This is a genomic window from Dellaglioa sp. CoH-56-MRSF-12 (genome assembly GCF_056782075.1).
Window position 1 is genome coordinate 150,295 of sequence record NZ_JBXAYD010000003.1, and the last position, 12,563, is coordinate 162,857.

The 12,563-nt window shown below is 34.0% G+C and carries 13 protein-coding genes; 4 read left to right on the plus strand and 9 right to left on the minus strand.

Features of this window, described 5'->3' with window-relative positions; translation table 11 throughout:
• Positions 1-2 precede the first annotated feature (2 nt).
• The 3 genes from AC1RPY_RS04395 to AC1RPY_RS04405 form a co-directional block, all read right to left on the minus strand.
• Entirely contained in the window at positions 3-1,715 is a 1,713-nt protein-coding gene (locus AC1RPY_RS04395) for an N-acetylmuramoyl-L-alanine amidase (RefSeq protein WP_481761523.1), read from the minus strand.
• Positions 1,716-1,780: 65 nt separating this feature from the next.
• Complete coding sequence (locus AC1RPY_RS04400) at positions 1,781-2,881, minus strand: glucosaminidase domain-containing protein (protein ID WP_481761524.1); 1,101 nt, start codon at positions 2,879-2,881, stop codon at positions 1,781-1,783.
• A gap of 90 nt (positions 2,882-2,971) precedes the next feature.
• Positions 2,972-3,823 (minus strand): competence protein ComK, encoded by an 852-nt coding sequence (locus tag AC1RPY_RS04405; protein WP_481761525.1) that lies wholly within the window; start codon positions 3,821-3,823, stop codon positions 2,972-2,974.
• Between the two features lie 258 nt (positions 3,824-4,081).
• Here AC1RPY_RS04405 and AC1RPY_RS04410 point away from each other — a divergent pair, with 258 nt between their 5' ends.
• The 4 genes from AC1RPY_RS04410 (at position 4,082) to AC1RPY_RS04425 (ending at position 6,591) form a co-directional block, all read left to right on the plus strand.
• Entirely contained in the window at positions 4,082-4,645 is a 564-nt protein-coding gene (locus tag AC1RPY_RS04410) for a sigma-70 family RNA polymerase sigma factor (RefSeq protein ID WP_481761526.1), read from the plus strand.
• A 99-nt stretch (positions 4,646-4,744) separates the two neighbouring features.
• A complete protein-coding gene (locus AC1RPY_RS04415; RefSeq protein WP_409022133.1) occupies positions 4,745-4,945 on the plus strand; it encodes a DUF1659 domain-containing protein in 201 nt (66 codons plus the stop codon).
• A 22-nt stretch (positions 4,946-4,967) separates the two neighbouring features.
• Positions 4,968-5,195: a DUF2922 domain-containing protein gene (locus AC1RPY_RS04420; RefSeq protein ID WP_409022132.1), complete on the plus strand. Its 228-nt coding sequence runs from the start codon at positions 4,968-4,970 to the stop codon at positions 5,193-5,195.
• A 103-nt stretch (positions 5,196-5,298) separates the two neighbouring features.
• A complete protein-coding gene (locus AC1RPY_RS04425) occupies positions 5,299-6,591 on the plus strand; it encodes an APC family permease (protein ID WP_481761527.1) in 1,293 nt (430 codons plus the stop codon).
• 30 nt (positions 6,592-6,621) lie between these two features.
• Here AC1RPY_RS04425 and AC1RPY_RS04430 read toward each other — a convergent pair whose 3' ends face one another.
• From AC1RPY_RS04430 to AC1RPY_RS04455, 6 genes are all read right to left on the minus strand, one after another.
• Positions 6,622-7,434 (minus strand): sugar phosphate isomerase/epimerase, encoded by an 813-nt coding sequence (locus AC1RPY_RS04430; protein WP_481761528.1) that lies wholly within the window; start codon positions 7,432-7,434, stop codon positions 6,622-6,624.
• A gap of 104 nt (positions 7,435-7,538) precedes the next feature.
• The gene (gene rfbD, locus AC1RPY_RS04435) at positions 7,539-8,384 is read right to left on the minus strand and encodes a dTDP-4-dehydrorhamnose reductase (protein WP_481761529.1); all 846 of its coding nucleotides are present in this window, start codon (positions 8,382-8,384) and stop codon (positions 7,539-7,541) included.
• Positions 8,385-8,431: 47 nt separating this feature from the next.
• Positions 8,432-9,460, minus strand: a complete 1,029-nt coding sequence (gene rfbB / locus AC1RPY_RS04440; RefSeq protein WP_481761530.1) for a dTDP-glucose 4,6-dehydratase — start codon at positions 9,458-9,460, stop codon at positions 8,432-8,434.
• Positions 9,461-9,479: 19 nt separating this feature from the next.
• Complete coding sequence (gene rfbC, locus AC1RPY_RS04445; RefSeq protein ID WP_481761531.1) at positions 9,480-10,061, minus strand: dTDP-4-dehydrorhamnose 3,5-epimerase; 582 nt, start codon at positions 10,059-10,061, stop codon at positions 9,480-9,482.
• Positions 10,061-10,939, minus strand: a complete 879-nt coding sequence (gene rfbA / locus AC1RPY_RS04450) for a glucose-1-phosphate thymidylyltransferase RfbA (RefSeq protein WP_481761532.1) — start codon at positions 10,937-10,939, stop codon at positions 10,061-10,063. The genes rfbC and rfbA overlap by 1 nt, the downstream gene beginning before the upstream one ends.
• A gap of 87 nt (positions 10,940-11,026) precedes the next feature.
• Complete coding sequence (locus AC1RPY_RS04455) at positions 11,027-12,559, minus strand: lipopolysaccharide biosynthesis protein (RefSeq protein ID WP_481761533.1); 1,533 nt, start codon at positions 12,557-12,559, stop codon at positions 11,027-11,029.
• Between the last annotated feature and the right edge of the window lie 4 nt (positions 12,560-12,563).

A 12,563-nucleotide genomic window follows, 5' to 3' on the forward strand; every position in this document is an offset into this window, starting at 1 on the left:
CTTTAACTATTCGTTCGACCAACTAAGACGCTACCATAAGCCCAATAGGTCTTTCCTGTTTCAATAACTGTAAAACGGTACATATATGAATCTTCTTTACCATTTTCTTTAATTGTAGCCATGCAATCTACATTAACTGCTTTACCTCTAATTGTAGCATCACTTGCTCTTCCTGTTGTTACTGATAAATATGCTGAATTATAAACATGATTATGCAAGTAGTAAGTGCTTGTCGTACTTACGGTTCCAGTCTGTTTAAGTGACTTATAAGTAATTGATTGATTAAATGTTAAGGCCTTTGAATAAACCCAATATTTATTTAATCCTGATTTAATTTGATACCAAGTTGTTCCTTGGCTTCTATTTTCTGCTCGAGCTAATAATTTCACTGTTTGCCCAGTTAATTGTGTTGAAGAACCATAGTTAACCGTATTATCAGTAGAGTTCTTAACTGAGTTATAAAGCATATATTTATTACTATTAACTTTTGCAGTTTCTGAACCAGATGCACTATGCATTTCTAAATTAACTAGTGCATCCTTATTGACTGCTCCTGTGTAAACCCAATGATCATCTGAACCAATTTTAATACGATACATCGTTGATTTAGCACCATTATAATCAGTTATAACGGCTTTTTGATTAATTGTATATGTTCTATTTTTATAATTGGCTGAATCACCTGTCTTTTTAGATAGATAATCTGAATTGTATACATGATCATGTAACTGATATGACTTACCATTAAATTTAGCTGAAACATTCATTGGTGAGTAACTTACTTTTCTTAATTTTAAGGCGTCACTATAGATCCAATATTTTGTGGATGTCCCTTTAACACGGACGCGATACCAAGTAGTGCTACCATTTTTAACACCACGCATATCTGCATACAATGTTTTACCGCTTAACTTGCTGCTTGAACCTTTATCGACTGCGCCGACCGTCCCTTTAACATGGTTATAAAGACGGTAACTTGTATTATTCATCTGAACAGTTTCTGATCCAGCTGCACTGTGATATGCGACCTTCACACCTAATTGTGTGTAGTATTCTTTGATTAAATCATACAAGTCTGACATTGAATATGACTCATTAAACCATTTATTACCAGATTCGCTATAGTAACCAACTGGATCACCATGATCAGTTGCACCTAAATACTTACTGACATCTGCATGTGCCCAAACTGTTGCGCCCGCTCCATGATTGCTAGCAGTTGCTAAACTTGGTTTCAACCCATATTGTTGTAAAATATAGGCAGTATAGTAGGCGGCATTATTAACTTCTCGTGCAAATGCCGACTTGCTATGAACACGCGTTTCTTCAAATTGCACGAAACGTTGGTTACCTTTAGGACCAGAGCCCCATGACATGACGTTCGTTTTTGCAATATTAATAATATTATGATCGTCAACAAAACTGTGCACAAATGCATTACCATAATTGGCTTTCATAAAAGCCATTTCACCATATATGGTAGATGATGGGTTAGCTGTTTCATGAACAACAACACCTTCTGGTTTACCTTGACGATAAGTCATATCATCGGTTGGAAAACCACCCCAGATAGCACTTGTAATCTCATTTGGTGCAATATGTTGAGAATGTATATAATTATTTACCTTTGATGAAGCCGAAACTGATTGATTCATTAATCCAGCCGCTACAATCCCCAAAACAATGGCAAAACCCATTACTATTTTTTTCTGCATTTTCAATAACTCTCCTATTTTTTTATTGCTATCCCTTAGCAATATTAGTTCAACAACCTAATAAATTAATGTTTATTAATGGCTCCCTTATAGACCCAATGATTAGTAGATCCAATTTTGACTCGGTACATCGTTGATTTAGACCCATTGTAATCAGTAATAATCGCTTTTTTATTAATTGTATAAGTTCTATTATTATGTGTTTTTGATTGACCTGTCTTTTTAGATAAATAATCTGAATTATAAACATGATTATGTAACTGATATGATTTATTATTAAAATTTCCTGTATTTTTTACTGTAGAATAACTTGTTTTTCTTAATTTTAATGCTTGTTTATAGATCCAATACTTCGTTGATGTGCCTTTAACTCTTACTCGATACCAAGTTGTGCTACCTTCTTTTACGCCACGCATGTCCGCATAGACTGTCTTACCTGTCAACTTAGCAGCCGCACCTTTATCACGACTACCTGCTGTTCCTTTAACATGATTGTAAAGACGGTAACCAGTATTAGCTACTTTGACTGTTTCAGAACCGGCTGCGCCATTATAAGCGACTTTAACGGTATTATCTAAACTAGCTAAATTATATCTAGAAATTAAGTTATTTAATTTTTTACCGTAGGCACTACTTGTCGAGTATTTTAAACTCAATGATGCTGTTGCTTTTTGATAAGTACTAGCTTTTTCACGCCATGTACCTGAGTAATACTTAGCATCCCAACTTACACCGTTACGTAAATGGTTGGCATAATCTTGAATAGATGCTTTAGCATTTGGGTATTTTTTAAATTTAGACACCGCATAATAAGCTTTCCCTTTGCTATTATATTCCAATGATTTAACTGAATATGATTGTCCCTTATAGGCACCCTTCATACCAAAAAAATTATTAGCCTTTTTTGCCAACGTACTTTGACCCCAAGAAGATTCAAGAATCATCTGTGATAGCATCACTGATGGATACAAGTTTTTATCTTTTGACACTGCTTGAATCGTTGGTCCATTCTTTTCAATGAGAGCCTTTGTTTGGGCAGTCGTGGCTGCCGTAACTGTTGATTCATTTTTACTTTGATTCCCAATTGGTAAGTTTATTGAGCTAAATCCCGTAATAGCAACAAATGTTACCGTAACTAATTTTGTTAACAACTTTTTATTTTTCATATTTCCCCCTATTTTTCCGAAATTATCAGCTTTAATTATATCAAATTTGCATGTCTAATAACGCCTTTTTCCGTTACATTATGATTACAATTAGTAACGCATAATGCCTCTATTAGTATGCGCCCAACTACACGTTTTTTTGATAATTGAGTCGTCAGGTGATTCATCAGAATACCCTTTCAACGTGTAGATGGCTAATAAATGCTTAACTTCCTTAATGAAATCTATTTTATCCACATAGGTATCACGTCTGTTCTGAACTAAAGATAAGATAGCATCATGATATCTAAATTGGGGTGTTGGATTTTCAAAACCAAGTTCTGCAGCTATTTTACTGGCCAAAGAAACTTGAATATCTGTAAAAAGATGCGCTAAATTTAATTGCTTTAGAAATTGCGAATACTTACTTTGAACTCTAATTCTTAATCCATTGTTGAAAAATAAATCAGTTCCATTTTCTACATCGGAAATATTAGCAAGATGGTGTCCTGCCGTCCATGAGGCATCCCGTTTTGATGGCCCACTATCTGGAAATAACTGATACATACCACATGTGTAAGGTAGAGCTTGTTTCTTTTCAACTAATGACACAATCGCACGCATTGCGACAAAAGTTAGAATTTTTTCATTAATCAAGCGATTCACAAAATTTGTTGTTGTGTATTTACATAATAAAATATCTTTATGCTTATCAAAAATAATGGATCGTAAATCATCCCGTCTGTGTGTTATATGGTGAATATACAAAGTTGTCTCCATGTTCACTTGATAGTTATCCGTTACAATTCCATGTTCTGTAAAAAAATGATCATCCGTAACGTCTATTATTGGATGATTCTCCAACAAGTTTCGCCAATATTGAGACCCAACAGTCAATAAGCGTGTTTCTGGATAATCTATAATTTCTTTAAAATCCCGTTCTAATTCATTCTCCAAGTTCAATAGCCTACTCCTTTTCTTACTTTCATTTAACAACTTATCCTATGTTACAGATTTAATTGTAACTAATCTTGTGTGAACTTAAGTCTAATTGTTAAGTTTATCTTAAGAAAATTAATAGTCTACCTTTAATTCTTAAATGCTCATCAAAAACCCATAAATACGCTCATTTCGTCGTCTATTTTAAAATTGAATAACCTCGTATTCTAATTAAGAACCTTGGCCAAGGGATCTTAAAAGAAACGAGGCAACTCTACTAATATGTCAAATCAAATAAACCCAGGTCTAGCTTTTCTACTGAAAAATGACCGTGAAAAACTTATCTTTGGTGTTCTAAAAAGAATGTCGATTAATCAATCGCATGCTTCATATGACGATTTCGTACAAGAAGCACGATTAGCATTCAGCGCTGCATATGACCAATACCCTAAAACTATTGAAGATAATGAACAAACTTTCATGGTTTACGCCTATCAACGTGTCTACTGGCGACTTCTTGATTTAATTAATCGACAATCTAATCAACAAACGCATTTAGAACCTAATAAGGATGATTCAACTAATCCAACTGATTCCATCATTGATTTAACCCTCCAAACACAAGATACTATCGCTGAAAAATTATTTACAGAACACCTTTTTAAATCACTCTATGACCTCTGTTCAAACGCCGAACAACATTATCTAGTCGATTGTTATATTAGACACAAAACAGTCACAGAAATTGCTGCCAGTCATCATGTTAGCCGTCAAACAGCCTATAACTGGCGTAATAGCGTCGGTCGGAAAGTACTTTTAGTCATTGCTCAAATGAATCAAGAATAAATATCAGTATTTGCTTTACAAAATGGTTAACCGATTCTTTATTATCTATGTAAGGCGTCGCGGCACTTATCAAATATAGACACACAAAGGAGAACATATATGAGTAAAACTTGGGTAAAAACAAACGTTATCGTTGAGGGATTAAGTTCTGACGGCTCTGAACGTAAACGTTCATTCGCTAACATTACTGAAAATGCCTCTAACGAAGCTATTGCACAACTCGGCGCTACAGTTGCTTCATTAACTGGTGATAACACCGTTAAAATGACCATCCGCACAGAATCAAGTCTTTTAGCTTAATCAAACCTAAGGAGGAAATTATATGAAACAATTAGATTTAGCATTTAAAAATGAAGCGGGTAAAACGCGCCATATGAAATTACGTTACGTTAATACAGATTTAGATCCAGCAACCGTTAAGAAAGCCATGGATGACATTACAGGTTCTGATTTATTCCATCGTGATAACGAAAAAATGTTCGTAACCCCTATCTCAGCACAATTTGTTGAAACCATTGAAACACCAATCTACACAAACGATTTAGTTTAACCGTAAAAGCCAACTTAATTGTTGGCTTTTTTTGTACCCTCATAGCACCTATCAATTGCCTTTTAACATCATATTGGCTATTCTAAAATTTAGGGGGATTGTAATGAATAAAATAGAAGATAAAAAAATGACGTTTTTCACGGTTTTCTTGTTAGGAATTAACGGTATTATTGGATCGGGGATTTTCTTATTATCTGGTAAAATTTATAATGATATTGGACCACTCAGTATCTTTACAATTATCGCTGCAGCATTAGCAGTCACCATGATTGTGCTCTGTTACGCAACACTAGCAAGTAAATTTTCGGAAGATGGTGCGGCTTGGTTATATGCCTATAATGCATTCGGTAAATTTACTGGTTTTCAAGTTGGTATATTTACTTGGATATTAGGCGTAGTGACTTTGTCAGCCGAAATTGCTGCGTTACTAACTGTCTTAAAAATACTTTTTCCAGCATTACAACAAACGCTTATTTATGATGTTTCAGCAATTGCCTTAGTCATTATTCTAGGCATCATTAATTATTTTGGAACAGCTATTCTAGATTTCGCAGACAATCTGTCTTCTGCAGCTAAAGTATTTATCATGTTACTCTTTATTATTGTCGGTGCTTTCTTCATTAAGGATGCTCATTTTACGCCCATGATTCCGACTGATATTCACAGTAACACTCAGTTATTTACGAAATTTAATACAGCATTTGGTGTCATTTTTTATATGTATACTGGCTTTTCATTTTTACCGATTGCTGCTGCTAAAATGGATAATCCGGAAAAGAATATTCCGAAAGCACTATTAAGCGTTATTGCAACGGTGACTTTATTATATGTTTTACTTCAAACGGTTGCCGTGGGTATCCTTGGCCCTAACTTAGGATCGTACTCATTACCAATTGCTGCGGCATTCAAAAGTATCTTTGGTCAGTGGGGTTATATGATCATTATCATTGGGATGTTGATCTCTATTCTTGGGGTTGCCATCTCAGTATCATTCAATACACCTATTGTGGCTGCATCGCTAGCAAATGAACATCAGCTTTTACCAAAAATAATCGGTAAGCAAAGTAAACACAATACACCGGTTATCGCAATCATTGTGACATCTATCACAAGCATCCTCCTGCTACTTAGCGGTAGTTATTTATTCTTAGTATCATGCATTGTCTTTGCATCGTTTGTCCAATATGTACCAACAATTCTAGCAACATTTAAATTCAATAATGATCCAAATTTACCAAAAGGTTTCAAATTACCAGGTGGTCCAATTATTCCAAGCCTTGCATTAATTATCTCACTTTACTTACTGTTAAGTTTTAATTGGAAAATCATCTTATTCGGCGTTATCGTGTTAGTACTAGGGTGTTTACTCTACTGGTTTGATAACCGAAAAAAATAACCATTGATTTTGAAAGTTCAAAACCAATGGTTATTTTTCTATTAAATTTTGTAGATATTCATGACTTTCCAACATTTCGCGACAATCATTTTGATTTTCTAAATCAATTTCGTAAATAGTCGTTGCATTTGGATTAAGCAAAGGATATGCTAACTTCCAATCAATCTTGCCTTTTCCTAAAGTTAAACTATCATGAAATTTACCCATTGAATCGACTAAGTGATAATGGACGATATTTGGCATTAACCGTTTCAAACTCGCTTGTAAGTCAGTATTACTACCTGCTTGTTTAATAAAGGCATGCGATGTATCAAATGCTAAGCGATACCCTTTTTGTAGAATAAACTGATCCATCTCTTCAGACCCATAATAAAATAAATCAGAAATCGAATTCTCAAACATGACGTTATTTTGTCCATATTTTTGATAATAATCCATCCGATTAAATAACGCTGATTCCGCAACCTCAAAATTAGGATATTCAGCAATAATTGTTGGCGTTTGTCGATTATATGAACCATGAATGAGGGTTTGAATTGATTTATCTTTTGCGAGCTGAATCAATGTCTCAGTACTTTCTCTAACAAAACGATATAACCTAGGATCAGCTGTTTCGGAAACGGCTAATTCAACAGATTGTTCACCAACCTTCATTGGATGATGCATGACAATCTTCTTCGTAGTTGCCTTCACCTCATCAATCTCATCTGATAATCGTTTTAATCCATCTCCAGAAACATCAAATTCATTTAGATAGAATTCAAAAATATCTGGATTATGTTGTAACCGATCATGGAGTTGAATTGGGTCAGTTCCCGCCTTTAATCCTAATGGTATTGTCATTTGAATCATCTCCTTGGTACTATGTTAGCATTAAATTGGGTGAAAATAAAAAGGAGTGACTTCTAATGATTCAATTTCTCAAATCACTAGAAAACTCCCCTTTTCTATACTTCAATTTTAGCCATAAATTCATGTAAAGCATCTTGCCAACTTGGTACTTCAAATCCCGTTGCTTTAACTTTACTCAAATCCATAACTGAATGTCTAGGTCGGTATGCCTTTTGTGGATATTCTTCAGACGTTACTGGACTTATTTCAACTACTTCATCCTTTAAAATCTCACTAGCAAATTCATACCAAGTACATGAATTATCATTAGAAAGCTGATATAACCCATAAGGAATATTTTTTTGAACTGCATATAACATAAAATCAGCCAGCGTTCTAGTCCAAGTTGGCCGTCCAACCTGATCACTAACAACAGTCAGATGATCATGAGTTTTAGCTAAGTTTAGCATCGTATAGACGAAGTTCTTTCCATATTCGCCAAAAACCCATGATGTACGGATAATATAATACTTACTCATTATTTTAGCAACGGCTTCTTCTCCAGCTAACTTCGTCCGACCATATTCATTTTTAGGCGCAGTGGGTGTTTTTTCTGTATACATTTGATCATTAGTCCCATCAAATACATAATCAGTACTAATGTAAACTAACGTAGCACCCACAGATTCTGCTGCTGTGGCAATATTCTGAGTACCTATAACATTAACTTGTTCATTAATAGCTTTACCAGGTTCTTCTTCAGCATTATCAACAGCTGTATAAGCTGCACAGTGGTAGACAATTTCTGGGCGATTATCTAAAAAATAATTATTAACTGCTTTTGAGTCAGTAATATCTAAATCTTTAGAACCAGTTCCTGTATATACAATCTTTTTTTCATCTAATAAATGACTTAATTCTGTTCCTAATTGACCATTTACACCCGTAATTAATATTTTCATAATTAGCTCCTTCAAAAAAAGAATGGACTTAAGTCCATTCTTAGTTATTATTGTCCATTTTTTGCATAATTTGCTTCAACTGCATCTTTCTCAGCTTTCCACCAATTTTCATTATTTCGGTACCAATCAATCGTATCTTGTAATCCTGATTTAAAATCAGTAAATTCAGGATTCCAACCAAGCTCTTCACGTAATTTTGATGAATCAATAGCATATCGTAAATCGTGTCCTGGGCGATCTTTAACGACATCATAAGCATCTTTAGGTTGACCCATTAATTCTAAAATCAACTCCAAAACAGCCTTATTATCTTGTTCACCATCCGCACCAATCAAATAAGTTTCACCAATACGACCCTTATTTAAAATAGCCCAGACAGCACTTGAATGATCATTAGTATGAATCCAATCGCGAACATTTTTACCAGAACCATATAACTTAGGCCGGATTCCACTCAAAACATTAGTAATCTGTCTTGGAATAAACTTCTCAATATGTTGGTATGGTCCATAATTATTGGAACAATTTGAAATTGTTGCCTGTAAATTGAATGAACGCACCCATGCACGAACTAATAAATCTGATCCAGCCTTTGTTGATGAATATGGACTGCTTGGATTATAACGTGTTTCAGGTGTGAATTTTTCACCTTCACCTTCCCCATGACCGGGTAAATCTTCGCGTAATGGTAAGTCTCCATACACTTCATCAGTTGAAACATGATGGTAGCGGACATTGTATTTACGACAAGCTTCTAGCAATGTATATGTTCCGATAATATTAGTTTGAATAAAAGGTGATGGATCTTTTAAAGAATTATCATTGTGACTTTCTGCAGCGTAATGTACTACCGCATCTGTTTTGCTAACAAGTTCATCAACTAGTTTAGCGTCAGTAATATCTCCCACTACTAGCTCAACACGATCAGCAGGTAGTCCAGCTAAATTTTCTTTATTTCCTGCATAAGTTAATTTATCTAACACGGTAATGTGAACATCTGGGTGGTTATTAACCACATAATGGACAAAATTAGAACCAATAAATCCGGCCCCACCTGTTACAATAATATTTTTCATTTAAAAACACCTCTCCTATTTAGATTTCTCCATACACAAACGGATTGTCTTTTTCAAACTCTGTAAACGTTGGTTGTGCAGCATCTTTTTCAGATGTAATTGCTTGGTCAAAATCAATAGGCCAATCAATATTTAGTTCAGGAGTTTTAAATGAAATCCCACCATCTGCTGCTGCATTGTAGTAACCATCACATTTATAAAGGAAATTAACATCATCTGTTAATGTTACAAATCCATGGGCATACCCTTTAGGAACTAATAATTGGCGATGGTTACTTGCAGAAAGAATATATCCTTCCCACTGTTTATAAGTAGGTGAACCTTTTCGAACATCGACAATAACATCTAGTACTGCCCCTGTCACGACCCGAATTAATTTAGTTTGTGCAGCTTCTCCACGTTGAAAATGAAGTCCTCTTAAAACGCCAGCTTGTGTTGATAATGAATGATTATCTTGGATAAAATCAATATCTATTCCAGCTTCTTTGAAATCTTTGTCTGAATATGACTCCGTAAAAAAGCCGCGATTATCACCAAATACTGCTGGTTCAATAATCTTAACATCTTGTAACTTTGTTGTTGATACTTTTAATTTACCCATTACTTTTTATCCTCTTCTTCTGCGATACGTAACATGTACTGTCCATAATCATTTTTTTTGAGTGGTTGTGCTAGATCAATTAATTGTTCGCGTGAAATATAACCCATTCGATAGGCGATTTCCTCTAAATTAGCTACTTGCATATTTTGCATTCTTTGAACAGTTTCAATAAACTGCCCTGCTTCAAGTAAACTTGCATGTGTCCCTGTATCAAGCCAAGCAAATCCACGTCCCATAATTTCAACATGTAGTCTTCCTTTTTCAAGATAGACCTTGTTAACATCCGTAATTTCAAGTTCGCCACGTGGTGACGGCTTAATATTTTTTGCTATATCAACAACTGAATTATCATAAAAGTATAAGCCTGTTACTGCAAAATTACTTTTAGGGTGATCCGGTTTTTCAACAATCGAAATTGCTTTATGGCTCTCATCAAATTCAACAACACCAAAACGCTCGGGATCACGCACTTGATAACCAAATACGGTAGCCCCCTCAGTTTGATTTGCAGCCCGTTCAAGCATCTTAGTCATACCTGGACCATAATAAATATTATCACCTAAGATGAGCGCAACGCTATCATTACCAATGAAATCAGCACCAATAATGAATGCTTCTGCTAATCCATCTGGTGTAGGTTGAACGGCATACTCTAAATTAATGCCTAATTCAGAACCGTTGCCCAATAATTCTTGAAAACGTGGCGTATCTTCAGGAGTAGAAATAATTAGAATATCCTTGATACCTGCCAACATTAATGTTGATATTGGATAATAGATCATTGGTTTATCATAAATCGGCATCAGCTGTTTACTTGATGCACGTGTCAATGGATATAAACGAGTCCCACTACCTCCGGCTAAAACTATTCCCTTCATACACTTTTCCTCCTAAAATATTCTAATTAATTTTTGTAAATGGTAGCTACAATAACTACTTAACACAGCTTTTAAAAATAAAAATCATTATTTATTTAATATCCTTCTTAAAACCAATTTTTTAACATAATTTGTTTCGTCATATCTAATAAATAAGAAATAGAATAATGTACTTGCTAGAATAAATACAACAGCAGATGCTATCAAAATACTGAAAATCCCTTGAATTACAATAATTTTTAGTAAATACGAAATTATTCCTAATTCTATTCCAATTATTCCCATATAACCAAAATATTTAAGATAATATTTTTTCATACTACGTTTGAATCCATATTTGAATAAGATAAGTGGTTCCCACCATAAATTAATTCCAATATTACTTACTATTGTACCAATTAATATACCATTAATGCCGAGATTTGTTGTCATTAACAAAAGAATTGAAACTATCATATTAACTACAGCTTCAAGTAGTGATTTATATCTCATTGGCCAAAATAATCCACGTGCACCAATAAAATTTAATACAGTCTGTCTAAATTGAACAAGTACAAAATTTATAACAATAAGTAACACGGTAAAGTTCGATAAGACGTAATTTGATCCTATCCAAAATTTAATAAAAGATTCAATAACTGCGTATAACGTTATAGCAATAACTGATGTAATACCGGCATTTATATACATATAACGATAAAACACAACTTCTTGATAATCTTCATCCTCCGTTACTCCTAGATTACCTAATCCAGCTGTGACAGCAGAGATACTTTGTGTCAACACACTGGAAATACTATTTACAATCAGCATATAATTAGAATATATTCCTACTAATCTAACGCCTAAAAATGCCGATATTAATATATTATCCGTTCCAAAAACTAATATAGTACCAATTTTTGAAGAAACAGTCCCAAATATATTTTTCTTCATATAGTTGATGACTTTAGGATTTACTTTAACAGTTTTCATTTCGGAAAGAAATTCAAATTCCCTATCAACAAGTTTTGAAATTCTCAAGTTAGATAACAATGTTATAATTATTTGGATTACTAAGTACCAAACATATTGTCTAAATAAAAGTAAAAAGATAATTTGTAATACTGTCTGCATTATCGTAAAAATTAATCTATTTAAACTATCCTTATATCCTTCTTGATTTGCAATTAATAAGGAACGTTTATACGTAAAAAAGTAACTAACAACCGTATTTAATAAAAATAGTACAAACATAACTCGCGGAAATGGTACAGGACTACCGCCCTTCATTAAAATAGTTATAAATGGAGTAAATGCTAAACCCATAATCAAAATTACGATACCAATCACATTATACACTTTTCTAAATAAATTCATGACACCAGCAATTTCACCATGATTACTAGTAGCAAGAGGATCGTACAGTGAGTACGTTATCGCCCCACCAATCCCTAATTCAGCAAAGGATAGAAAACTCAACACATTAGCATATAGCCCATTGATTCCCATGTAATCGGCACCAAGAGTTTTAATAAATACTGTCTGCAATGCAAACTTCAAAACTAACATTATTACTTGCGATAGTGCAGCGATTGATGTATTTTTAGCTGCTATACCAGTTCGAGAATTATTATTCATACAT

Coding starts and splice junctions, on each gene's coding strand:
- AC1RPY_RS04425 (WP_481761527.1), top strand. CDS start 5,299: ATGAATAAAATAGAAGATAAAAAAATGACGTTTTTCACGGTTTTCTTG.
- rfbB (WP_481761530.1), bottom strand. CDS start 9,460: ATGAAAAATATTATTGTAACAGGTGGGGCCGGATTTATTGGTTCTAAT.
- AC1RPY_RS04415 (WP_409022133.1), top strand. CDS start 4,745: ATGAGTAAAACTTGGGTAAAAACAAACGTTATCGTTGAGGGATTAAGT.
- AC1RPY_RS04455 (WP_481761533.1), bottom strand. CDS start 12,559: ATGAATAATAATTCTCGAACTGGTATAGCAGCTAAAAATACATCAATC.
- rfbD (WP_481761529.1), bottom strand. CDS start 8,384: ATGAAAATATTAATTACGGGTGTAAATGGTCAATTAGGAACAGAATTA.
- AC1RPY_RS04420 (WP_409022132.1), top strand. CDS start 4,968: ATGAAACAATTAGATTTAGCATTTAAAAATGAAGCGGGTAAAACGCGC.
- rfbC (WP_481761531.1), bottom strand. CDS start 10,061: ATGGGTAAATTAAAAGTATCAACAACAAAGTTACAAGATGTTAAGATT.
- AC1RPY_RS04395 (WP_481761523.1), bottom strand. CDS start 1,715: ATGCAGAAAAAAATAGTAATGGGTTTTGCCATTGTTTTGGGGATTGTA.
- AC1RPY_RS04430 (WP_481761528.1), bottom strand. CDS start 7,434: ATGACAATACCATTAGGATTAAAGGCGGGAACTGACCCAATTCAACTC.
- AC1RPY_RS04400 (WP_481761524.1), bottom strand. CDS start 2,881: ATGAAAAATAAAAAGTTGTTAACAAAATTAGTTACGGTAACATTTGTT.
- AC1RPY_RS04410 (WP_481761526.1), top strand. CDS start 4,082: ATGTCAAATCAAATAAACCCAGGTCTAGCTTTTCTACTGAAAAATGAC.
- rfbA (WP_481761532.1), bottom strand. CDS start 10,939: ATGAAGGGAATAGTTTTAGCCGGAGGTAGTGGGACTCGTTTATATCCA.